Below are 24,248 nucleotides of genomic sequence, written 5' to 3'. Positions count from 1 at the left end.
ACGCTTAATTACAACTCTCTAGATATGCCTGCTTGATACTCGGTTTATGGATTTTACCCATTTCGGTTTTTGGCAGTCTTTTCATCTCAAACAAAATTCGCGGTTGCTGATAGTCAGTAAGTTCTTTGAATAAATGCATTTGCAACTGCATTTTTGCATTCACTGGCGCAGCATCATTACAAACAAAAGATAATAAAATGACTTCTCCAAATTTATCATCACTTACTCCAAAAGCCGCACACTCAGAAATCCAAGGTAAGTAATTAGTTACCAACTCAATATCGCTCGGGTAAACATTGATCCCGCCCGATTTAATAACTTCTTTTGTTCGACCAACATAATAAAGATAATTATCATCATCCAAATAACCAAGGTCACCAGTAAAAAAATAACCATCACTGTCGTAACTCTGCGCAGTTTGCTCTGGTAAGTTATAATATTGTGCAAACGCAGTTGGTGAGCGACAAGCTATTTCACCGATATTACCATTAGACAAAGTATTACGTTCAGCATCACATATCTTTATTTTCAGATTTGGTAAAGGCTTACCTACACTATTGATCGGTACATTCGGCTCGGTTATATCAAAATCACTGATCACCCCCATTTCTGATGCCCCATAACATTCATGGAAACGGCAATTCAAGGCTAATAACAGTGACTTTTTGTCGTCGCTTTCAAGCGTTGCAGAAGATGATACAACACACTTCAAGCTTGTTAACTGCGCTTTTGCTAACTCTGGGATCAAGGCCTTTAGTTGACTTGAAACAGCAAATAAAAAACTAATTTTATGAGTATTGATTGCATCAAGCCAAGCATTAACTGAGAACTTGGGTAAAATAACTACACTTGCGCCCAACATTAGTGGCATCAGTAAAGAGCGCTGTGCAAGTGAATGATATAAAGGTGTTGAAACCAACACAACATCGCTTTTATCTAATTGGTAATACTGAGCCGTCGCATCAAATGCGCGAACAATTTTAGTCGCTTGAGTAAATACTATTGGCTTAGGTTGACCAGTAGAACCTGAAGTCATGGTAAGAATATAAGGTAAATTGATATTTTCTACTGGAAACTCATCATATTGCGCCGTGGATGCAGACATTACATTGACCAAATCAATCAAGTTATCACTATTGCCACCTATCGTAATTATATTGTCGGTAGCTAAAACATCATTATTAACAAGTTGTTCAGCCACACTTATCCATGCTATAGCATACTCGCAATCAGCTACTTGTAACGCTTTTGATAAAGCCTGTCCTTTAAGAGTTAGTGGTAATGGCGCAAGCGCAATACCCAGTTTGGCCGCAGCTAATAAACAATATGTAAACTCGAGGTTATTTGGACAAAATAACGCAACTTTATGTCCTTGCTTAATTCCTAACTGAGTCAGGCCAGCAGCTAAAGAATCAACCTTATTTATTAGTTGTTGGTAGTTAATTTGGGTCTGTTGATATATACACGCAATTTTCTCAGGTTGAGTAACCGTATGTGATTGAACAAGCTGGTATATATTTTTATTGTGCATTTGGGTCCCACATTACAAAATTAAACTGCTCATCGGCCAAAGGAAATAACTGTTGCGTTACTTTATATTCTTTTGAATGTATTGGTATTGCCACAAATCCCATATAGCTATTTAGCAAATTTACAAATTTGTTGTCTTTGTGGATCACCGCAAGCCAAATAGCATTGGGATGACTCGCTTTACAAAACTCAAGTTGCCATTGTAAGGCGATCATAGCTATGGGCAAGGAAAGATCTTGATTACAAGAAAACCAGCCGCCATATAAATACTTATCTTTATATAAATTATGCCAGATATACAAACTTTGAGATTGCCTACTGCCTTCTCGCTCTGTAATCACAAAGTTAAAACGTGATTGATTAAACCACCATAAATAATGTTCCAATGGCTTAATAGCATTCTGCACAGTCATTCTCACGCTATTGCTAGGTAAGTTTCTAGCCGATAAATAACTATTTATATGGGTATCATCAACTTGGCAAACAACCAAATTATCTGTTAATTCAGTCTTTACTTCGCAGTGCTGCTCAGCAATAGCAAAACAATTTGTTGATATCTTCTCACCGACAAGAGCTTTAGCTATTCGCCGTGCCCCCTCGCCATCAACCGATACTTTTCTTTTGGCTACCAGCAATTGTAATCTTGGTAATTGACTAAGAGCGATATCAATTAACTCTCCTAATCGCAAAAAATCATCAATAGAAACATCATTAATATGGAGGTAGTGACCTAACCACTCCAAGATATCAATATCATTAGTCTGGTTATCCTCAAGAGAAAAAGTAATCGCTGGTGTTTTAGTCGCAGCACATTCATAAAAAGAGGTGCCTAATGCACCCACAAAAAGTGAGGCTCTTTCATAATACTCTTTCAGGCAAGTTACATTCTCTAAAATATTAATATTTGGAAACTCTTGCCCAATAGCATACATAGTATCTTTATTCGTTGCATAGGGACCTACCACTATATCAAAAAGAACATTTGCTTGAATGGCTCTTGGTAATCCATCAAAGATTCTTTTTAGAATAAAAAGATCACCACCGCCACCTAATGAAAATAAAACTCGAACGGGAAGATCTGACTCCGAAGAGTGCTTTTCAACGGTACGATATGTGGGATCTAAAATACAATAATTCGGGCCTAAAAGACGAACGCAATCAGTCGGTACTAGCGATTCATAACGGCTCTTTGTATTCGGTCCTACCCATTTATAATCAATCAAAAAATCGCAAGTATGTTGTCGCTCGTTATCATCAATAACGGTTAAGGTAAAACCGGATTTCTTTATCAACTGCTCGTATTCATGCGGTAAAGTATAACTATCAACTATTAAATGCGATAAACTATTCTGATGCATATAATTAATTGTTAAAAGTGCGTCCTCTTCATAATTTTGCCAATGAACATCAGCCACTTTAAAATCTGCATACAGCGTTTGGCTAAACTTACATAAATCATCAAGAATTATGTGGACACCTAATTGATGCTGTTTTAATGCAGAAGCCAAATGTTTCATTCGCATTAAATGACCAATGCCATTGTCTTGCTTATTAGTGATACGAATTGCAAACATAATTATTGCTTTGCCATAACCATATCAACAAATCCACTCACATAATTCGTCTTTGGATCAAGCAATTCCTGAGGTTCAATTTTTATACCGAAAGTCAATTCAATCTGCATTACTAATGTCAGAATCTCAAATGAATCCAAAGCTATATCATCCTTGAATGAAAGCTCTAAAATATTATCAATATCAACAGCGCAACCTCTGTCTGTAAAAAACTGATATAAAAAGTTAATAAGTTGATTTTTCATTAATGAGAACCTTTTGGAATACAATACAAAACGGTGCTTAACCCTAAATGTTCATGTACTCGTAAATACATATCGTAATTAGGCTGCAATTGATCGATAAATTGAGGGAGTTCCCATAAATCTTTCGGTTTATGGTAAACACAAATAGCTAGCACAGGCTGTTGGGTTTGAATTAAACTTTTGGCACCTTCAAGAGCAGCTAATTCGGCCCCCTCTATGTCCATTTTTATATAGTTTATATCCATAGCTTGACAAGTTGAGTCTAAATCAACAACAGATACTGAAGAATCATTTATAACTTCACTTTGTATAATATTGCTGGAGCTTGTTTGCCCTTGATTAAAATTAAGTAAATCAACACATTTCCAAACCCCCGAAGGGAATGCTTGAAAAGAAATTTCAGGATTATTTTTCTTTAGCCTGTTTTGTGTATTTGTAAGTGTTTGATAATTATTTGTATCGGGTTCAAATGAGGAAATATGCTCAAGTGTTATAATATTTTTTTTATGAAGTTCTACAAACGCCTCTACTGTATCCCCAGTATAAGCACCACAATCGATAAAACGAATTGGTGATTGAAAATTGAAAGGTATATCATCTGGGAAGTACTCAATTTTTCTATCCGGTTCAGGGTAGTCATCAATAGAAAGGGATGCCCTAAAAGCACACAATTTATCTAATATATTTTTACTTTTATCATCCCCCAAACGCGCTCGTAACCACTTAATACTTGGTAAATTCAACATATCATGATGACTTGTGCGCATCCATAAATGCTCTAGCTGTGCATATTCCTTAAACACTTCTGGGAACTCTCGTGCAGCCTCAAAAAAGCCAAGAACATTATTATAACCGAGCTCTTGTAGGCGCTCTTTGATTTGCCCTCTATTAGAGTTAACTAACGGCGTTACAGCAACAATGACTTTCATATTACGATCAGCTGTATGCTCATCAAAAATAGGTAAATTATACTTCATCTGGCTAACTAAACGTTGATCGATCCACCCATTAACTTGTAGCTTTTGCTTTACTAAAATTCTATAAAAACATTCTCCAAAATGACCCGCTCCGTAAATTAGATAGTTCATTTAATCGCTCCAACGTGATGCCAAGTCAAAGGCATACCTTTTTTAATCGCTTTCGTTGCGAGTCTGCCCGTTATAAATCCTAAATCCTTTGGCATCAGCTCACCTACACCAGGCCTTAGATTGACCACATTCTCTTTGTTCAAAACTTCACCAGCAGCAATATCCCTCACTGCAAATAGGCAACGCCTTGCTTTACTGGGCTCACTAGGGAAATGTACACTGCCAATAGCCAACTCAACTTGCCTAACTCCTTGAACTAAATCTTCAAGTTCATCTGGTGTCATGGAAAAAAAGCTATCAGCCGTTTCATCTTCTTTACTCATCACAAAATGCTTTTCTATAATTGTCGCCCCCATAGCTACAGAGGCGACAGGTATATGGTTACCTAATGTGTGATCCGATAAGCCTATTGGTACTTTAAAAACATCTGCTAAATGAGGGATTGTTTTTAAATTAATGCTTTGCGGGGGAGCTGGGTAGCTACTTGTACATTTCAATATAGCTAAATCTGTTACTCCTGCTTGGTGAGCAACTTTCACAGCTTCGTCAATCTCAGCAAGCGTTGCTCCACCTGTTGACATAATCACCGGCTTTCCAGTCGCAGCAACTTTTCGAATGAGGTCATGATCGATCAACTCTGGCGAAGCTATTTTATATGCAGGTGAATCAAAAGATTCCAATAAATCGACTGCAGAATCATCAAATGGTGAAGAAAAAATAGTGATACCGATTTCATTCGCCAGCTGAATTAAAGGGGCGTGAAAATCCCATGGCATATATGCCCCTTCGTATAAATCATATAAATATTGTCCTTGCCATGGACCTGTTGCTTCAAAATGCGGTAATTTACAATCCATTGTTAAAGTATCTGCGCGGTAAGTTTGTAACTTTATCGCATCAGCTCCGGCCTCTTTTGCGGCTCTAACTAACGCTTTCGCCTGCTCTAAATTTTGACCATGGTTTGCTGACATTTCGGCAATAATATACACAGGATGACCTGGCCCAATTTTTCTACCATCGATGGTAATTTCAGAATTAAACGCCATTTGCGCCCCTTAAATTGCACTGTCAAAAAATCATTAAATCAAAGCAAATTTCATACCTAATTATCTACAATAGCTTACAATTTGATAAACTATATTGATCCAAAAGGATTTTAACTTTTAAGTTATGTGCAAGAGTGTAATGATTTGCTATATTTATCTCAATAATAATTACGATTACCAGTGACCATGTCTGATGTATTAATAATAATTCAAGCACGTATGACATCAACCAGATTGCCTGCCAAAGTGATGTTGCCGCTGTGTGGCAAACCAGTGTTACAAATTATGCTTGAACGCTTACCAAACTGGCACGATCAAATCATTGTCGCAACAACTAATGATGGCACTGAGCAGCCTATCTTGGATTTATGCACACAGCTGAATATTAAAACCTACCAAGGGGATACACAAGACGTACTAAGCCGCTATTATCTGGCTGCTAAACATTATAATGCTCAATCATCTACAACCATAGTTAGGCTAACGAGTGATTGTCCACTGATTGATGAAGAGCTATGTAACAAAGTGATTAATGAAAGAGTGACTCAAACCTATGACATGGTTAATTTAGGTCCTCATAGTGGTTACCCTAGAGGACTTGACTGCTGCGCATTTTCATTTGATTTACTAGAGAATACCCATCTAAAAGCAACATCACCGGACGATCGTGAGCATGTTACGTTAGGCATGGCAAAATTTAATACTATAACGACTCACACATTCAGTGCGTATGAAGATTATAGCCACTTTCGCCTAACACTTGATGAACCAGACGATTACAAAGCAATTACCGCTGTTTATGAGCATTTTTTGAATAAAGTAGATTTTTCCTATAATGATTTAATAAAAACATTAAAGGAAAACCCTCACATCACCGATATAAATAAACATGTAGAGCAAAAATCTACTTAAGTTAGGCATAATAATTGTATGTCATTGAACATTATATTTATGACTACCAAAGAATTAGAGAATATTAAATGAATCCAAAAACAATATTAGTTACCGGTGCAACTGGCTATAAAGGAACTGTACTGGTTCCAAAACTACTGGCTTTAGGCCATCGCGTAATCGCGTTTGACATCCAATGGTTTGGTAATTTTTTGCCCTCTCATGACAACCTCTCAGTCATTAAAGGTGACGTACGCGACACTGATACGATTAACTTAGACGGTGTGGATTCTATTATTCATCTTGCTTCTATCGCAAACGATCCCTGTGGTGATTTAAACCCTAAATTAACATGGGAAGTGAGTGCGTTAGCAACTATGCGCTTAGCCGATAAAGCAAAGCGCTGTGGAATAAAACAGTTTATTTATGCGTCATCGGGTAGCGTATACGGCGTTAAAGATGAAGAGCAAGTAACTGAGGACTTAACGCTTGAGCCTATTTCTGAATACAACAAAACGAAAATGGTTGCAGAGCGTGTACTTCTTAGTTATGCCGACGACATGGCGGTACAAATTGTACGCCCAGCAACTGTATGCGGTTTATCTAAACGAATGCGCTTAGATGTTTCTGTCAATATGCTGACAATGCAAGCTCTAAAAAATGGAAAAATCACAGTGTTTGGCGGCGATCAAGTCAGACCAAATATTCATATTGACGATATTACTGATCTCTATATTTATATGCTGGATAATCCAGAGAAAGTCTCTGGTGTCTTTAATGCAGGGTTTGAAAATATCTCAATTATGGATATAGCAAAAATGGTACAGGCTAAAATAGCATGTGAGATTGAGGTTACTCCTTCAAATGACCCTCGTTGTTACCGTATTAATTCAGATAAGTTACTATCTACCGGTTTTACACCCAATAAAAATGTCGACACAGCCATTACCGAAATTATTACAGCTTACAAACAAGACTTACTTAAAGATGAAGACCATTTTTACAACCTTAAATGGATGCAAAGAGAAGTTTTATGACTAACAACCAATCTGCAACCACTATAGCCAAGGATTCAGTGAAAAAACTGACAACAAACTATGTGAACACCCTAACGGATGTATTAAAACAGTTAGATAGTGAACAAGTTAAGAGTCTTGTTGATACCTTACTTACTATGAAGGCAAATAACGGCACTTTATATTTATGTGGCAATGGCGGCTCAGCAGCAAATGCAATCCACCTTGCAAATGACTTTACATTTGGTATTAGCCCAGAAGGTAATGCATTAAAAGTTGAAGCATTACCAGCAAACAGCTCTGTTTTAACTTGCCTAGGCAATGACATTGGTTATGAAAATATTTTTGCACATCAGCTAAAAGTTAAAGCAAACAGCAATGATATTTTACTTGTTTTATCTGGTAGCGGTAACTCTGAAAATATAATTAGAGCGACTCAACAAGCACTCGACATTGGCATGAAAACAGTGGGCATTTTAGGATTTTCTGGCGGTAAAGTTAAGCCGATGCTTGACCAAGTTTTCCATTTCGAAGTCCAAGATATGCAGATATCAGAAGATACTCAAGTTATTGTCGGGCATATCTTAATGAAAGCTCTATACAATGCATTACGTGAGCCTAATTAATGACCACCATTGTCTACGGAATTACAGCCTCAACAGAAATGTTTATCCGATCAGAATATAATACTGACAATAATATTTTTGCTTGTACAAATGGTGGCGAATCATACAAAGGCACGCCTGCAAAATCATTAGAAGAATTATCAAAACTAGAAAAAAAACAAACGCTCCAAGTAGTAATTTGTTCTGAATTTGTCTTTGATATCTTACAATCTTTAAATAAAATTGGTATTACCACTAATCAATGTTCTTTTTTTAACCACATGAGCGGTAAGCTCATTCCTTGTATACAAATGCAATTTGATATTGATACTAAATCAACGTTATATGCTTTTTATGATCTCTCTTATAATTTGCCCTGCTTTGATGTAACTACTTTTATCGTTTTAGCTGAAATAGAACGAAAAAAACAAAATAAAAAAAATATTCAATTTGTAATTATCCCTAGCCATAGTGACGATACTCCAGGATTAAATGTATATCACGATAACGTTGATGCTAAATGGCGTATCGAAAAGGTTATTAAACCCATGTTTAATTGTCTTGCCTCATGCATAGGTATTGATCAGCCGATTTCGCAAAGTAGCCTTGTATACTATAAAAGCTTGAACCCTAGCATATATCCAAATAACTACTTTCAAAACCCTAGACAAGCAGCTGGAGATTTTAAATTATTAAAATCTTATGCCGAGCAAAATATTAAATTAAGTAACTTAGCACCTCCACAACAAGCTTATACTATTGTTAATGACTTCATAAGACATAACGTGGACAAAAAAAAGCTAATAACAATTACATTGAGAGAATATTGGGCAAATTCCGAGCACAGAAATAGCAATACAACGGCATGGCTTGATTTTGCATTATCACTAGACCTCAATGAATACTTTCCGCTAATTATTAGAGATACTTATAAAGTAAGTGAGCCCCTTGAAGAAAAATATCAATCGCTTACAACGTATCCCCTTGCAGCTGTAGATTTAAGTATCAGGCTCGCCTTATACCATGAAGCGTATATAAATATGGGTGTCGACAGTGGTCCTCTTTATCCGATTAGCTATCTTGAAGGGGCTCGCTCAATCATTTTTAGATGGTGTTCGAATGATATTCCAAATCTATCAGACAGAACAAATAGCATGCACGGCTTTGAAGTTGGAAAAAATCATTACTTTAATGATAATGAATTTCAAATAAATGCATGGATGGATGATTCATTTGAAAATATTCAAACTCAATTTTCTCTTCTTGAGAATAAAATAAATAAGGCGGCAATCTAAACTATGAATGACTCATCAATTTTAGTTTTAGGAAGCAATTCATTTTCAGGGGCATCATTTTGTGCGCATATGCTAAAAAATGATCAGCAAATTGTTGCTGTTAGTCGCTCATCAGAACCTAATTCAGCATTACTACCATATAGTTGGCAAAAAAATGCAGATAAATTGCAATTTAGCCAACTGGATATAAATCATCATCTGCAAAAAATTATTGATATTGTTAAACAGAAAAAAATTAAAAAAATTTATAACTTTGCTGCACAAAGCATGGTTGGTCAAAGCTGGCAACATCCTGAACATTGGTTTATGACTAACACTGTTTCAACGATCAAGTTACACAATTCTCTCCGACAATTAGATTTCCTTGAAAAATACATCCATATATCAACTCCCGAAGTTTATGGTAGTTGTAACGGATTAGTACCAGAGCATACTAATTATCAACCCAGTACACCATATGCAGTCTCCCGTGCTGCTGCAGATATGAGTCTACATACATTTGCAGATGTTTATGACTTTCCAGTGGTATTTACACGAGCTGCCAATGTTTATGGTGAAGGCCAACAGCTTTATCGCATAATCCCTCGTACTATTTTATATGCCCTACTAGGCAAAAAATTACAGCTGCATGGCGGAGGGCATTCAACACGATCATTTATACATATTGACGATGTATCTTCAGCGACACAACTTATTGGCGAAAAGGGTAAAAATGGTGATATTTACCATATTTCAACAGAGCAAATGATCTCTATTCGAGTACTCGTTGAAACAATCTGCAATATGCTTAAGCTCCCATTTGAACAAGTGTGCCAATCGACTGAAGATCGATTAGGAAAAGATGCAGCATATTTATTAGACACAAAAAAAATTCGCTCCGAGCTAAATTGGCAAGATTCTATTTCATTAGAAAACGGCTTAGAACGAACAATTTATTGGATGAAGCAAAATTTAGATGTACTCGCCAAGCAAGAACATGACTATATTCACAAACCTTGAGGTAATCATGATAGGACAAGAAATAGATTTACTAAAAAATTACCCTAAGTCTAAGCGTGATCTTTCTGGTAGATTAGAAGCCAAAAGTGAAGCAGTTAGAGCTATAGCGCGCCAATTTGACGAGGAATTCTTTGATGGTGATAGAGAGCACGGCTATGGTGGTTTTAACTATCATTCAAGATTTTGGCAGCCAGTCGTGCCTGACTTTATTACGCACTTTGGCCTGCAAGAAAATAGCAGTTTATTAGACGTAGGCTGTGCAAAAGGATTTATGCTTTATGATATTTTACAACAGCTACCAACAATGACATTAAGTGGAATAGATATATCCCATTACGCATTAGACAATGCCAAACAGGAAGTAAAGCACTTATTACAACAAGGTTGCGCTACTAAATTACCTTTCGAAGACAATAGTTTTGATACTGTAATATCAATTAACACTATTCATAATTTAGATCTTAATAATTGTGCAAAAGCACTGCAAGAAATAGAGCGAGTTTCTAAAGCTAAAGCATTTATTACTGTTGATGCATATAGAAATGAACAAGAAAAAGAACGCATGGAAGCCTGGAATCTAACAGCCAAAACAATGATGCATGTTGATCAGTGGAAAGAGTTTTTCAAAGATACAGGCTACACTGGCGATTTTTATTGGTTTATACCCTAATGAAAAAACTTGATGCATATTTTGAATCATTAAGAATTCGAAAAATAGAAGAAATGATAGCCTTACGCTACCCTGAGCAAGAAATGAGATGCCCAACACATCTGTCAATAGGTCAAGAGCTAGTACCTGTTGTTGTTTCTAATTTTTTATCTAAAGATGATAAGGCTTTCAGTTCACATAGAGCACATGCCCACTATCTAGCCAAAGGCGGATCATTAAAGAAAATGATAGCTGAATTATATGGCAAGGCGACAGGCTGCACAGGTGGCAGAGGTGGCTCTATGCACTTAACAGACTTGGATTGCGGTTTTATAGCTAGCACTGCAATTGTGGGTAATAGTATACCACTGGCGGTTGGCAGTGCGCTAAGTCAAAAACTACAAAATAGCAATTTTTTGACCGTAAGTTATTTTGGTGACGGTGCAACGGAAGAAGGCGCTTTTTACGAGTCGTTAAATTTTGCAGCAGTTAAATCTCTTCCTATATTATTCATATGTGAGAATAACCGCTATTCAGTGTATAGCCCATTAGAAGTTCGCCAGCCGGTTAATAGAAGCATTACGGATTTATCGCAATCAATTGGAGTTGAAAGCTTTCACGCTGATGGAAATCTTTTAATACCACTAACCCATGCCGTTGAGAGTGCTATTGAATATATTAGAAAGAATAATGCCCCAGCACTCTTAGAGCTTGATACATATCGTCACAGAGAGCATTGCGGTCCTAATTTTGATGATGACTTAAACTACAGAGCCGCAGGTGAAGTCAAAACATGGCTTGAAAAAGATCCGTTAAAATTATTATTCGCGGAACTATCAGCAGATCAACATTTCGAGAAAACTCATAACGAAATGATTATCAAAATAAAAAATGAAATAGAAGATGCTTTTCTTTTTGCTGAAAATAGCCCTTTTCCAAATCCACAGTTAAACGAAGAGTTTCTTTATGCAAAATAAAACAACAACATTCGCTGAAGAAATAAACCAAGCACAGCACTGTGCCATGGCTGAAGACGATAGCATGATTTGTATGGGATTAGGTATTAATGATCCGAAAGCTATTTTTGGTACAACTACAGGCTTACAATCAAAGTTTGGCTCAGACCGTGTCTTTGATATGCCAATATCTGAAAATGCAATGACGGGTGTAGGGATTGGCGCAGCTATTACTGGCACACGTGTATTAATGACCCATCAACGAGTCGATTTTTTCTTGCTTGCCATGGACCAACTTGTAAATAATGCCGCTAAGTGGCACTACATGTTTAATGGGCAAATGACTGTACCTTTAACAATACGTTTAATCATAGGTAGGGGTTGGGGTCAAGGACCCACTCATCAACAAAGCTTGCAATCATGGTTTGCACATATCCCTGGACTTAAAGTTGTTACTCCAAGCTTAACTGATAATGTAGGACAGCTACTTTATCAAAGTATAATGGATAATAATCCAACTATTTTCCTTGAACATCGATGGCTGCATAACCAAAACATCGACAAAGAAACGTGCGTCGATTACAACTCAAACATGCAAACAACGAGAGTCATCAAAGAAGGTGAAGATGTCACTATCATCGCTAATAGCTATATGCTCCTAGAAGCCATACACTGCCACAACTTCCTAAAAAAACAAGGTGTTAACTGCGAGGTAATTGAGGTATCTGAACCGACAAATATTGATTGGCAAACTATTTATAACTCGGTCAATAAGACTCAAACCTGCATATGCACTGATATAGGACATAACTCATTTTCTGTCTCTAGTGAAATTTCAGCAAAAATATATGAAGCATGCTTTACTTCCTTAAAAAAACCAATAAAACGAATAGCACTCCCCTCTTACCCTGAACCTACGAGCTTTGGATTAACAAAAAAATACTACAAAACCAGAACTGAGATTACTAAAGCTGTATCTGAACTCCTTGATAGGGAAATATTTATGACCGAAGATGTAGAATTTCCTCACGATGTTCCTGGTAACTGGTTTAAAGGCCCGTTTTAATGAATCGAGTATTAATTACAGGAATAAATAGTGGTATTGGGCAAGCACTTGCTGAGCGCTTAAGCCAAAATACGATTATTCACGGTACTTATCGAGGGCGAAAATCAAACTTAGATTTTGCTGAACTAACAAAAGTTGATTTTAGCTCACAAAAAAACGTTGACGATTGGTGCCATAAAACGAACTTTTCAATATATGATAGTATAATTTTTGTTCATGGCACACTCGAGCCAATCGGTTCTCTATCAGATTGCTCTTATGACGATTGGGAAAATGCATATAGAATTAATTACTTATCTATAGTGCAAGTGTTAAGTTCAGCAGTTCTAAAAATGAAATCAAACTGCAAAATCCTGACTTTTGCTGGCGGAGGCGTCAATAGCGCCCCGACGAAGTTCAACTCTTATATAAATGCGAAAGTAGCATTAATAAAAATGACTGAAGTTTTAGCTGCTGAATATCCCAATTTAATCTTTCTAAATGTTGGTCCTGGCTGGGTAGATACACCTATTCACCAACAAACACTCCACGCAAAAGAAATAGTGCCGGAAGCATATAAGGAAACAGCCAGAAGATATGAGGAAAATGACTTTGTGTCTATGCAACTGGTCATCGACTCCTTAATTTTTCTTCTTGATAATGCAAATAGTAAGTTTAGTGGACGAAACTATAGCATTGCATCCAAAGAAATTTTTCATGAGGATTTTTTGGAGTCTCTTGAAAACCCAAATATCTACAAATTGCGTAGACTCAATAAAGAGCATACATAAATGAAACTAACGGATTATATTGCATCTTACCTTGCTCAATTAGATATCAAGCATGTATTTGTTCTGCAAGGCGGTGCTGCTTTACATTTAATTGACTCAATTGAAAAACACCCTTCGCTTTCAGCTATTGCAATGCAACATGAGCAATCATGTGCGATGGCTGCTGATAGTTATGCAAAAACACACCATGTACTAGGCGTGACTATAGCCACATCAGGCCCAGGCGCTACAAATTTATTAACAGGTATCGCAAGCTCCTACTTTGACTCTGTAGCTACTTTACATATAACTGGAAATGTAGCTTCATTTAGGCAATCGCATAAATTAGGGGTTCGCCAATATGGTTTCCAAGAAACCGATATTGTTTCTATGGCAAAGCCAATAACAAAGTACGCAATACAATTAAAAAGACCTAATGACATTATCACTGTATTACCTGAAGCTATAAAAGCAGCATTAAGTGGCCGGCCAGGGCCTGTGTTAATAGATATTCCTGATGACTTTCAGCGAGAGATATTAGATATAAAAAAAATACCATTTGAAGCTTTTAATCAATCAACTGTAAACCATAAAGTTATTCAAGAAAACATATTTAATAACTTCATAGTGTCATTAAAACAAGCGAAAAAACCTTTATTTATTCTTGGTGCTGGGTGCCATAACTCAGCAGAACGGTTAATTTCACTTGCAACAAAACTAAAAATCCCCTTTCTATCGACTTGGCCGCTCAAAGGGATTGCAAATCATGATGACGAGCTAAATCTAGGGAATTTTGGAACTCATTCTTTACGTGGGAATAATATCGTTTTACAAAATTGTGATTTTATCATTTCTATTGGGTGCAGACTAGATTCAAAAGCCACAGCAAAATTAGATACCTTTGCACGTGAAGCTAAAATCGCAATGGTGGATATTGACCATAATGAAATAGAGAAATTTGCCCAATTAGGCAAAGTAATCAACTATCAATTTCCTGTATCTGTACAAGTTTTTTTAGATGCTTTTTCACTGCATTGTGAAGATTTAATTGAAATATTTAAAAATAACGATGTGTGGCTAAATTATATTACGGATGTCACACAAGAGTTTAACTACATACCTGAATATAATTACGGTGGTGTAAACCCATATTTAGCTGTTGAGTTGTTTAGTGGTGCTTTCTGTGATGACCAAAATATATGTGTGGATACAGGTACTTGCTTACCTTTAACTCTTGTCTACGGTAAAGAGAAAAAAGGCCAGCAGTATATTTCTTCATATAATAATACCCCCATGGGCTATGCTTTACCTGCATCGATTGGTGTTGCCCTAGCAAAAGAAAAAGAAGTATTTTGTATAGTTGGCGATGGTGGTTTGCAAATGAATATCCAAGAACTTTCAACGTTAAATCACTTGAAACTTCCAGTCATTATTATTGTATTTAACAATAGTGGTCATTGTATGATAAAACAAACCCAAGATGATTGGCTAGACTCAAATTATTTTTCTGCTGATTGTAATAATGGCTTGCCTCACATAAATTTTTCTGAAGTTGCTAAAGCTTATGGGATCGACTCTGAAAAAGTTGAAAATAATGAGCAATTAAAATTATTAGTAGAACGTTTACACCTTCGCATGGATCAAGAAGGGCCAAAGCTTATCGAATTAGTAATTAACCCAAACTTTAGATATGAACCGATTATCAAGTATGGCAATCCATTAGAGAATATGAGCCCTGAACTTGCTTACATAAAACAAAAAAAAGCTATGCTTATACCCAGTTTGAAGGAAAATCTATAATGATAAACTTACACCAAGAGCTGGTTATGCTAGCTAGGAATACACAATCACACGTACAATCAAGCAGTGATTACCAGCTTCTTAACAAAAAACTATCAAAAGTAATTGCCAGCGCTTATAACACGACATCAACACCAACATTTTTATTAACGGATAATATTACATTTTCTCTTCCGTATTACGATATGGGCAATATTAATACGACTCATTTGTTTGGTATTGATGAGCTAATCATTTTAAGCTTTTACTTGAAAAATAAAAATAACTATAAGAATGTGTTAGATCTTGGCGCTAATATCGGTCTGCATTCAATAGTGCTGAGCTTATTAGATTATCAAGTTACATGTTTTGAAGCGGACCCTGAAACATTCCGCGTTTTAAAACAAAACCTAGAATTAAATAATTGTAAAAAGATTAAGCCAATAAATGAAGCCGCGGCAAGTTTTGATGGCAAAGCTGAATTTACACGAGTATGTGGAAACTTAACTGGAAGTCATTTGAGCGGCGCAAAAAGTAATCCCTATGGAGAGCTAGATAAATTTGAAGTTAAAGTTAATAACATAGGTAATATAGCTAAAGAATTTGACTTAATTAAAATTGATATTGAAGGTCAAGAAGCAGATGTATTAACTTCAATTTCTTCGGAGGACGCTTTAAAAATTGATTTTATGATGGAAATTAATGGCGAAAAAAATGCAAAAACTATTTTCGACTACAGTTTACAAGTCGGCTTAAATATTTTTCTTCAAAAAAATGATTGGAAAAAAGTGAACTCTCTTGCCGAATTACCCCTAAGTCATAGAGAAGGTAGTGTTTTCCTTTCTAGTAAAAATAAGATGCCTTGGTAAAATATGAATATTCCAACTTATTTTAAAGCAGGTGTATTAATAGATATAGAGCAGCCCCTTCAACTACTCGATTTAAAAATACCGTATTTGAAAGATAATCAAGTTCTGGTGAAAATGCATATGGCTGGCTTGTGTAGAAGCCAGCTGATGGAGAGTAAAGGCCTTAGAGGAGAAGACAAGTATTTGCCCCACTTAATGGGTCATGAAGGTGTAGGTGAAGTAATAGCAGTTGGCAATAGTGTTACCAAGGTTAAACAAGGAAATCGTGTCGTTCTTGGTTGGCTAAAAGGCAGTGGAATCGATTCCGGTGGGACACATCTAATTAGCAAAGAGGGTCAAATTATCAATGCAGGTCCAGTTACGACTTTTTCAGAGTACTCTGTTATATCTGAGAATAGAGTAACCATTTGCCCTGAAGGTATTTCAAATGAGTTAGCTGTTTTACTTGGTTGCGCCCTCCCCACAGGAGCCGGTATGGTTCTAAACCAGATACAACCACACTCTAATAGTAATGTGATATTAATCGGACTAGGTGGTATAGGCATAAGTGCACTATTAATGCTTAAACATTTCAGACCAAAAAAAATCATAGTTGTAGATATTGAACAATCTAAATGTGACTTAGCACTACAACTAGGCGCCGATGAAGCTTATTTATATGAAGAAGCAAGCCTAGCTTTACTCAAAGAGCAACACCCTAACGGCTTTGATTATGCTATTGAGAGTGCTGGACTATGTGAAACCATAGAATTCGCTTTTAATAATATACATAACAGCGGTAAATGCTATTTTGCCTCACATCCAAAAACTGGCGATTTTATAAAGTTAGATCCTCATCAACTAATTTGTGGAAAGCAAATTTTTGGAACTTGGGGAGGTAATTGTAATCCAGACAAAGATTTAAAATCGATTGCAGATATTATTCAACAACTTGAAATATCTATTAATTCTTTGATAAGCCATCGCTATTCTTTGAATCAAATCAATGAAGCAATATCGGCGCTCGAACGAAGAGAAATTACCAGAGCCATCATTACTTTTGAGAATATAGAAGTATGAATAAGCAAGTCCTTGTTCAAGGAAACTTTGACATTTTACACCCTGGCCACATTCGCTTACTTCGTTTTGCAAAAGAGTGTGGTGATAAACTAATTGTTGCTGTTAACAGCGACAAATCTATGGGGTTAAAGAGTCGGGTAAACGAACAACATCGCCTAGAGATGGTTCAATCCCTCGAATGTGTGAATGAAGCATTTTTATCAGATTTAACTCCAGCAGAAACCGTAAAGAGCCTCAAGCCTCATATTGTCGTGAAAGGTAAAGAGTTTGAAAGTAGGCACAATCCTGAGCATGCTCTTGTTGAAATGTACGGAGGAAAGCTTATTTTTGGCTCTGGTGAGTTCGAATCTAATTCCGAACAATATATTACAAGAACAATAAGCCATGGTCATAACTTTGATTACAAAAAATGCCAAAGTTATGCAACAAGGCATCAGTTTGATTATCAATCAATCAACACGGTATTTTCTCAATTTAGTGAAAACCGTGTTGCTGTAATTGGCGAAATAATCGTCGATGAATATATCCAAGGTACTGCGGTAGGCTTATCTCAGGAGGATCCTACCATAGTGATGACACCAGATAGAACGGATACATTTTTAGGCGGAGCAGCAATTACAGCAGGTCATATAAAAGGGCTAGGAGCTAATCAAGTTACGCTTTTCTCGGTACTTGGCAAAGATGATAAAGCTGATTACGTAAAAAATCATATTAACGCATACAATATTGATACTATACTTTTCGATGATGGCAGTCGCCCTACACCATTAAAATCACGATATAGAGCTGGGAATAAAACACTTCTAAGGGTCAATCAAGTTCGACAGCATAAAATTTCTAAAGAAATTCAAACCGATTTATACATGCAACTAGAAAGTAGTATTAACAACTTCGATTTACTGGTATTTTCTGATTTTAATTATGGATTATTACCTCAAACTCTGGTCGATAAAGTCATTGCTTTATGCAAAGAAAACAATGTACGTGTTGTCGCAGACAGCCAAACCTCTTCTCAAGTTGGTGACATTGCCCGTTATAAAGATATGATGCTAATAACACCAACAGAAAAAGAAGTCCGTGTTGCTCTGAATAACATTGATGATGGTCTACCTATTTTAGCGCAAAAACTGTGTGAAAAAGCTAATCCGATGTCGTTGGTTATTACCCTTGCGGGAGAAGGTATTTTTATCCATCTACCAGATCAAAATGGCCAATGGGAAAATGATATGCTTCCTGCGATTAACCGTAATGCGGTTGATCCTGCGGGAGCTGGTGATTGCTTCTTAGCTGCCAGTAGCCTTGCTTTGTGCTCAGGTGCGACACCGTGGCAGGCATTTTATATTGCAAGTATTGCAGCCGCTTGCCAAGTAGATACACTAGGAAATCAGCCACTGTCTTTTAACACGCTCCAGCAACGAGTACTGGAGTCATTCAAAAATATATGAAAGCGATATTGCTAGCAGCAGGATTAGGCACTCGGTTAAAACCTTTGACTAATACAATTCCAAAATGTTTAGTGCCTATTAATGGCAAGCCTTTATTGGCTTATTGGTTAGAAAAGCTCGATAAACTTGGTGTCAACGGCATACTCATTAATGTACATTATTTCGCTGAACAAGTTGAAGAATTTATATCAACTTCCGAATACCGTGATAAAATAACAATTGTTAGAGAGACAAAATTACTCGGTACCGGCGGCACTTTGATTAGTAATAAAGACTTTTGGCGGAGTAGTCCCACAATGGTCATTCATGCTGATAACTATTGTGAAGATAACCTCACTCGTTTTTTAGAAGCCCATAACAAAAGGCCTAAAAAGTGTGATGCTACGCTTTTACTTTTTGAATCGGCTTCTCCCTCCTCATGTGGTATTGTTGAACTTGATTCAGACGATACAATCCAAAGGTTTCATGAAAAAGTATCTAATCCACCAAGTAATCTAGCAAGCGGTGCACTGTTTTTATTCTCTGAAGGTGTGTATGAAAAATACTTTTCACACTTTAAACAGGAAAGCTTCTATGAAATTAGCCACGACATGGTGCCTTTATTATTGGGCAGTCTTTATAGCTATAAAACCCATCTGAGATATATAGATATAGGCACTCCACAAGCTTATAATAAACTTCAAACTGAATTGCTGGCTATCAACAAACCTGCTTAATATTAAGATAAATAAAAACTAGGATATAAAGTGAAGTTATCTGAAAAACTTAAAAACAGCATTGCAAGCCATGCAAAACTTCCTGCAATTTTTGTTGATAATCAATACATTACTTATAAACAGCTTGCAAGTTACGCTAATAATATTAACACGAGCGAAATAAGTGAAGCTGAGCAAGTTGGAATTTTAAGTTACCGAGATACTCACTATTATAGCGCCGTACTTGCCTGCGCTTTAGATTCACGAACATTTATACCGCTTGGGGTAAAACTGCCAATAGCTAGATTGGCTTCTATCATAAAGCAAGGCAACTTAAAGTATGTTTTATACAGTAAAAAATATTTGTCGATCAGCCAAGCATTAATAAAAGCACTCCCAGATAGAGTATTTGTATGTTTGGACGATATAGTCAATAAAAGCATTGTATCAACTAAATCACTACAAGCTCGCAGCCTATCCAATATCGCTTATGTTTTATTTACTTCAGGTTCTACAGGCTCACCAAAAGGTGTGCCTATTAGCATTGCGAATCTTATGTCTTATCTTGATACTATGTGTGAGTCTTTACCCCTCAGTAATACAGATAAGGTAAGCCAAGTATTTGATCCAACGTTTGATCTAAGCATGCATGATATATTTGTTACTTGGCTGCAAGGTGCTTGTCTTTATGTAGTGCCTGAAACCGCTATATTTGCGCCAGGTAAATTCATTAAACAACACGGGCTTACAGTGTGGTTTAGTGTCCCTTCTACTGCATCAATTATGGCTAAACTAGGAATGCTTAAAAATGATGCCTATCCTAGCCTTCGTGTGAGTCAGTTTTGTGGTGAGCCCTTACCTAGAACACTCGCTCTGCAATGGCAAAAAGCAGCACCAAACAGCAAGGTTATTAATTTATACGGACCAACTGAGGCTACAATAGCATGCAGTAGATATGTATTTGATTGTAATGATGATAGTGATAGTAGCTATATTCCCCTGGGTAAAGCACTTAAAAACATGAGCTTTGATTTAGATGCACAAGGTGAGCTTTTGATTTCGGGGCCTCAAGTATTTTCTGGGTATTTGAATGATAGTATTAAAACTCAGCAATGCTTACTTACAACAAATAATATTATCTATTATCGTAGTGGTGATCTGGTAAAGTGTGATGATAAGGGGATATTCCATTATATCAGCCGTGTAGATGACCAGGTTAAAATTCAGGGATACCGTGTTGAGTTATCTGAAGTAAATACATTAGCACAAGACTTTTTATCAAACCCTTTAGTACACACTATCGCAACTCCGAGGCAACAACCTCAAAGTTTGACTTTATTTATTTGTAATCCAGCCGATAAAGAAGTTGAACAAATGCTAATTAATTACTTAAAGCAGCAGTTGCCTAGTTATATGGTGCCTAAAAAGATCATATGGATCGATTCCATGCCACTAAATAGTAATGGTAAAATTGATAAAAGCGCCCTACATACCATGATGGAGAAATAATGAGCTTAACAAATTCGATTGAACAAGCTATCAATAATAAATTAATAGAAAAGCATGGTCAGGACATACTCATATCATTAGATAAAAAAAATAGTTTAATAAGTTTAGGTCTTTTAGATTCGCTTGATTTTATTAGTATGTTAATGGAAATAGAAAACAGCTTAAACCTTGATATTGATTTCGAAGAAGCTGACCCTGTGCAATTTACATCTTACAGTGGCCTAATAAAGCTACTTAGTGAGTCTACTAATGCCTAACAAAGTGAATTGGCAAGAAATATATAATACGGAATATGTGAATGCCCCAGAGTGTTGGAAAACATGCGGTGGCTACTGCTGTAAAAATTTTTACGGAGAGCATTTTAATATCCTAGACAAAAGTGGTGTATCTTTACCTCTTCTCGAAAATGAGTATGAGTACTATAAATCTATTGGCGGTATTAAAAATATTACTACACCTGCTAAAAAGCGTACATTTACGCTTTCAAACGGTAAAAGCTTCAGTATCTATTTGCTCTCTTGCCAATGTGGCGGTTTATGCGAACCCCATGGACACAGACCCTTAGTTTGCAGAATATATCCCTATTTCCCAATAGTAGATGCGTTTGGTACTGTTATTGACTTTGAGTACTCCGCTTTAATGGATCTTTTTTACCGTGATCCTGATAATAACCATAAGTGTACGCTAGTTAGAGAGCAAGCCATAAAGTTGAAACGTGAACTTACAGTTTCTATGAAGCCATTGTTACGTGATCCTGAAGTTGTGTTTATCTTTAGGTGTTTGAAGGAACTTGTAGACCGCCTCAAAGAAAAAATGGGGGGCTTCATTGATACCTTAGATGAATCACAGAAAAAAAAGTTTATTGCTAAATATGAATGGATGATTCTATCAGGCAAGCCGTGGAAAGATCCCGCTTTTTCAAAAAGAATTGATACTATCTACGACGAAGTTAAAGCAGCTTTCGGTAATGAGGACTTTTTGTGAGAAGTATCAGCCAAGAACAAATTATCGCAACATTACATTCAGTTGGTATCAACATGAATGACAGTGTGTTTATACACTCTTCATTATTTACACTTGGCGCTATAGAAAATCACTCAGTAAAAGAAGTGCCTGAGGCGTTCCTAAACTGCTTTAAAACTGCAATTGGTGATAACGGTAATATATTTATGCCAGCGTTTAATTATCAATTTCCACACAGTCGCAAAGAAGATTTACGCTCACAAAAATGTGTCTTAGGGTATTGGCCTGAGTGGTTTAGACAACAAAAAAATGTAGTACGCTCTGGACACCCTTTGTTCTCTATATGCGGTTTAGGCCCTGATGCGGCAAAAATTTGTTTACCCAAAAAGCCTGAATATTATGCCTTTGCAGAGCACTCAACGTTTAGTAGGTTAATAGAACAAGATACAGTGCTTGTACTGCAAGGCATTGGTCTTAGAGTCGCCACGGTGATTGTTCAAATAGAAGCAATGTTAGGTTTGAACTATCGTTTTAATAAGCCCTTTACCGGTGTGACAACACTCACAAATGGAGAAGAAGCAAACGGTACTTTTTACCACTTTTGCTTCCCTATAAATAATGCCTATAGGGAAGACTATTCCAAATTAGAAACTGTATTATTAAAATCAGGGGTTATGAAACAAGCCCAACTTGGAAGATCATTTATCTATACTATAAAAATGAAAGAACTTTATCATTTTGTAAAAGACTTTGTTGCTGATAACCAATTTGCATTGCTCAACTGTAACCCATCTGAACTATATCGTTTTGAAAATGGAAAAGAAGTCTCTTATTCTGTCGATAAATAATTGTTTATATCGTTATATGCGGCAACAAGTACATCAGCTTGTCGCCATTGTTTACCGCCTGATCTGCCTGAAATAATCATATTATCGACACTGTTTTTTAATGTATCAACATTAGCTTGATTATTTTTTTCAAATTCTAAAGTTGGCACAGGAAAAGTGCCATGTATGACCTGTTTAATATGACTGATACATGTAGCATCTTGGCCGACAACTTGCATTTTCTTTAATGTATTCACAATTTCATCCACGTCATACTGCTCCACCTCTTCTGGCCTGCATAATATTTCTGCCGACAAGTTCGCATGCTGACTTTTAGTGCTGAGGTTAGGGTATAACGTCAACCTAAATATATCCGTTTGATGATCCCATACCCATAAATAATGCGATTTTTGGTCAAGTAAAAGCAAGTCAAAATTCAGATGAAATACAATAGCGGTTCTAAGTTCTGGCTTGTTATAAATTAAAGGTAAGCCTAATGCTTTTAAAGCAATAAATGGAGGGGCACTCCAAAATAACAACTGACCGTCAAGGACTTCTGCTTTATTAGCAAGCTTTACTCCCGTGATTTGCCGCTCATTAGTTTCTATCTTTTCTATTGATGAAGAAAGTATGATATCAACTCCAGCGCTTTTAAGTTTAGTTACTAAATACTCAACCCAAGCCTCAATCCCTTTATTTTCTAATGGATAAAAGTAATTTGGGGTTTTTGAGTTGTCTTTAGTTTGTCGTTCATGAAAATGCGCTTGCGTTTGATATCCAATTTTAGCATCAAAAGTAGGGATATTTTTCAGTGCATTTGCAACATCGGGCTCAAAAGCAAGTATGCGAGTAAAGCCAAATAATCCTGCAGCCATTGTTAAAGTGTTTAAATCTGTGTGCTTGCCATATAGCTTGTACAAAATAGGCGTGATGATATGTTGGGTAAACGTTTTTCCCAATGTTTCTTCACAATAAGGAAGTATCAGTGGATTGCAACTAGAGGACGTTGCTTGAATAAGCTCAGCACAACCTTGATAATACTCTTCGCTTGGCAGTTTGTGACTATCTGGAAACGGAGAGTTTAAATCCCATTCATCGGCAAAGTAATTACCAGATTGCAACTTTTCTATTACATGCCAATAGTAATCACGATTTTCTAGCTCGCCAAATAACAGAGTATCAAGCGCTTCTATGCCCGTTGCGTTCGGTATATGTGATCCCATATCATAATATGCACCTAACTCATCTTTTATAGAACGAAATAATCCCCCAACACGCTCACTTTGCTCAATTATTGTAACTTTTTTAAAAGACTGTTTGAGCAGTAATGCCGCCATTAAACCACATACCCCACCACCAACAACGATAGCTGAATCTCGCATAATAATTCTCC

Annotated in this window: 24 protein-coding genes; 18 read left to right on the top strand and 6 right to left on the bottom strand. The window is 36.5% G+C overall.

The genetic code is table 11. The features are described from left to right. Positions 1-4: 4 nt before the first annotated feature. Genes H5180_RS11950 through pseI form a run of 5 tightly spaced genes read right to left on the bottom strand, consistent with a single transcriptional unit; the run spans position 5 to position 5,483 of the window. The gene (locus H5180_RS11950) at positions 5-1,531 is read right to left on the bottom strand and encodes a class I adenylate-forming enzyme family protein (RefSeq protein ID WP_182758307.1); all 1,527 of its coding nucleotides are present in this window, start codon (positions 1,529-1,531) and stop codon (positions 5-7) included. Then, positions 1,521-3,104: a hypothetical protein gene (locus H5180_RS11945; protein WP_182758306.1), complete on the bottom strand. Its 1,584-nt coding sequence runs from the start codon at positions 3,102-3,104 to the stop codon at positions 1,521-1,523. Before H5180_RS11945 ends, H5180_RS11950 begins: the two co-directional genes overlap by 11 nt. Positions 3,105-3,106: 2 nt before the next feature. Next, positions 3,107-3,349: an acyl carrier protein gene (locus H5180_RS11940; RefSeq protein ID WP_076923517.1), complete on the bottom strand. Its 243-nt coding sequence runs from the start codon at positions 3,347-3,349 to the stop codon at positions 3,107-3,109. Next, positions 3,349-4,437 (bottom strand): FkbM family methyltransferase, encoded by a 1,089-nt coding sequence (locus H5180_RS11935; protein WP_182758305.1) that lies wholly within the window; start codon positions 4,435-4,437, stop codon positions 3,349-3,351. Before H5180_RS11935 ends, H5180_RS11940 begins: the two co-directional genes overlap by 1 nt. Beyond that, a complete protein-coding gene (pseI, locus tag H5180_RS11930) occupies positions 4,434-5,483 on the bottom strand; it encodes a pseudaminic acid synthase (protein ID WP_182718191.1) in 1,050 nt (349 codons plus the stop codon). The genes H5180_RS11935 and pseI overlap by 4 nt, the downstream gene beginning before the upstream one ends. Positions 5,484-5,669: 186 nt before the next feature. Between pseI and H5180_RS11925 the strand changes: the two genes are divergently transcribed. From H5180_RS11925 to H5180_RS11840, 18 genes are all read left to right on the top strand, one after another. Continuing rightward, positions 5,670-6,395, top strand: a complete 726-nt coding sequence (locus tag H5180_RS11925; RefSeq protein WP_076923520.1) for a cytidylyltransferase domain-containing protein — start codon at positions 5,670-5,672, stop codon at positions 6,393-6,395. A 68-nt stretch (positions 6,396-6,463) separates the two neighbouring features. Continuing rightward, positions 6,464-7,411: an NAD(P)-dependent oxidoreductase gene (locus tag H5180_RS11920; RefSeq protein ID WP_145239453.1), complete on the top strand. Its 948-nt coding sequence runs from the start codon at positions 6,464-6,466 to the stop codon at positions 7,409-7,411. Next, positions 7,408-8,016: an SIS domain-containing protein gene (locus H5180_RS11915; RefSeq protein ID WP_182758304.1), complete on the top strand. Its 609-nt coding sequence runs from the start codon at positions 7,408-7,410 to the stop codon at positions 8,014-8,016. Before H5180_RS11920 ends, H5180_RS11915 begins: the two co-directional genes overlap by 4 nt. Then, positions 8,016-9,290 (top strand): hypothetical protein, encoded by a 1,275-nt coding sequence (locus H5180_RS11910; protein WP_182758303.1) that lies wholly within the window; start codon positions 8,016-8,018, stop codon positions 9,288-9,290. Before H5180_RS11915 ends, H5180_RS11910 begins: the two co-directional genes overlap by 1 nt. A gap of 3 nt (positions 9,291-9,293) precedes the next feature. Then, entirely contained in the window at positions 9,294-10,289 is a 996-nt protein-coding gene (locus H5180_RS11905) for a GDP-mannose 4,6-dehydratase (protein ID WP_076923524.1), read from the top strand. Beyond that, positions 10,267-10,959 carry a class I SAM-dependent methyltransferase gene (locus H5180_RS11900; RefSeq protein ID WP_253188782.1) on the top strand — a complete coding sequence of 231 codons (693 nt, stop codon included), beginning with the start codon at positions 10,267-10,269 and terminating at the stop codon, positions 10,957-10,959. Before H5180_RS11905 ends, H5180_RS11900 begins: the two co-directional genes overlap by 23 nt. Continuing rightward, a complete protein-coding gene (locus tag H5180_RS11895; protein ID WP_169019240.1) occupies positions 10,959-11,915 on the top strand; it encodes a thiamine pyrophosphate-dependent dehydrogenase E1 component subunit alpha in 957 nt (318 codons plus the stop codon). The genes H5180_RS11900 and H5180_RS11895 overlap by 1 nt, the downstream gene beginning before the upstream one ends. After that, complete coding sequence (locus H5180_RS11890; protein ID WP_182758302.1) at positions 11,905-12,960, top strand: alpha-ketoacid dehydrogenase subunit beta; 1,056 nt, start codon at positions 11,905-11,907, stop codon at positions 12,958-12,960. Before H5180_RS11895 ends, H5180_RS11890 begins: the two co-directional genes overlap by 11 nt. After that, positions 12,960-13,730, top strand: coding sequence for an SDR family oxidoreductase (locus H5180_RS11885; protein WP_182758301.1), 771 nt, complete (start codon positions 12,960-12,962; stop codon positions 13,728-13,730). The genes H5180_RS11890 and H5180_RS11885 overlap by 1 nt, the downstream gene beginning before the upstream one ends. Continuing rightward, complete coding sequence (locus H5180_RS11880) at positions 13,731-15,509, top strand: thiamine pyrophosphate-binding protein (RefSeq protein WP_076923528.1); 1,779 nt, start codon at positions 13,731-13,733, stop codon at positions 15,507-15,509. Then, the gene (locus tag H5180_RS11875; protein WP_145239468.1) at positions 15,509-16,357 is read left to right on the top strand and encodes an FkbM family methyltransferase; all 849 of its coding nucleotides are present in this window, start codon (positions 15,509-15,511) and stop codon (positions 16,355-16,357) included. Before H5180_RS11880 ends, H5180_RS11875 begins: the two co-directional genes overlap by 1 nt. A 3-nt stretch (positions 16,358-16,360) precedes the next feature. Then, positions 16,361-17,416 carry an alcohol dehydrogenase catalytic domain-containing protein gene (locus H5180_RS11870; RefSeq protein WP_182758300.1) on the top strand — a complete coding sequence of 352 codons (1,056 nt, stop codon included), beginning with the start codon at positions 16,361-16,363 and terminating at the stop codon, positions 17,414-17,416. After that, complete coding sequence (locus tag H5180_RS11865; protein WP_182758299.1) at positions 17,413-18,861, top strand: PfkB family carbohydrate kinase; 1,449 nt, start codon at positions 17,413-17,415, stop codon at positions 18,859-18,861. The genes H5180_RS11870 and H5180_RS11865 overlap by 4 nt, the downstream gene beginning before the upstream one ends. Further along, positions 18,858-19,577, top strand: coding sequence for a nucleotidyltransferase family protein (locus tag H5180_RS11860; protein WP_182758298.1), 720 nt, complete (start codon positions 18,858-18,860; stop codon positions 19,575-19,577). The genes H5180_RS11865 and H5180_RS11860 overlap by 4 nt, the downstream gene beginning before the upstream one ends. A gap of 30 nt (positions 19,578-19,607) precedes the next feature. Further along, complete coding sequence (locus H5180_RS11855) at positions 19,608-21,065, top strand: AMP-binding protein (RefSeq protein WP_182758297.1); 1,458 nt, start codon at positions 19,608-19,610, stop codon at positions 21,063-21,065. Then, positions 21,065-21,322 (top strand): hypothetical protein, encoded by a 258-nt coding sequence (locus H5180_RS11850; RefSeq protein WP_145239482.1) that lies wholly within the window; start codon positions 21,065-21,067, stop codon positions 21,320-21,322. Before H5180_RS11855 ends, H5180_RS11850 begins: the two co-directional genes overlap by 1 nt. Further along, positions 21,315-22,049 carry a hypothetical protein gene (locus H5180_RS11845; RefSeq protein ID WP_058559738.1) on the top strand — a complete coding sequence of 245 codons (735 nt, stop codon included), beginning with the start codon at positions 21,315-21,317 and terminating at the stop codon, positions 22,047-22,049. The genes H5180_RS11850 and H5180_RS11845 overlap by 8 nt, the downstream gene beginning before the upstream one ends. Continuing rightward, entirely contained in the window at positions 22,046-22,876 is an 831-nt protein-coding gene (locus H5180_RS11840; RefSeq protein ID WP_182758296.1) for an AAC(3) family N-acetyltransferase, read from the top strand. Before H5180_RS11845 ends, H5180_RS11840 begins: the two co-directional genes overlap by 4 nt. Here the strand turns inward: H5180_RS11840 and H5180_RS11835 are convergent. Next, positions 22,858-24,237 (bottom strand): NAD(P)-binding protein, encoded by a 1,380-nt coding sequence (locus H5180_RS11835; protein ID WP_182758295.1) that lies wholly within the window; start codon positions 24,235-24,237, stop codon positions 22,858-22,860. The genes H5180_RS11840 and H5180_RS11835 overlap by 19 nt on opposite strands. Positions 24,238-24,248 lie beyond the last annotated feature (11 nt).

Source organism: Pseudoalteromonas sp. SR41-4 (genome assembly GCF_014163985.1).
Classification (GTDB): domain Bacteria; phylum Pseudomonadota; class Gammaproteobacteria; order Enterobacterales; family Alteromonadaceae; genus Pseudoalteromonas; species Pseudoalteromonas rhizosphaerae.
Note: the sequence above shows the minus strand (reverse complement) of the source record. Positions and strands in the feature narration are given on the sequence as shown.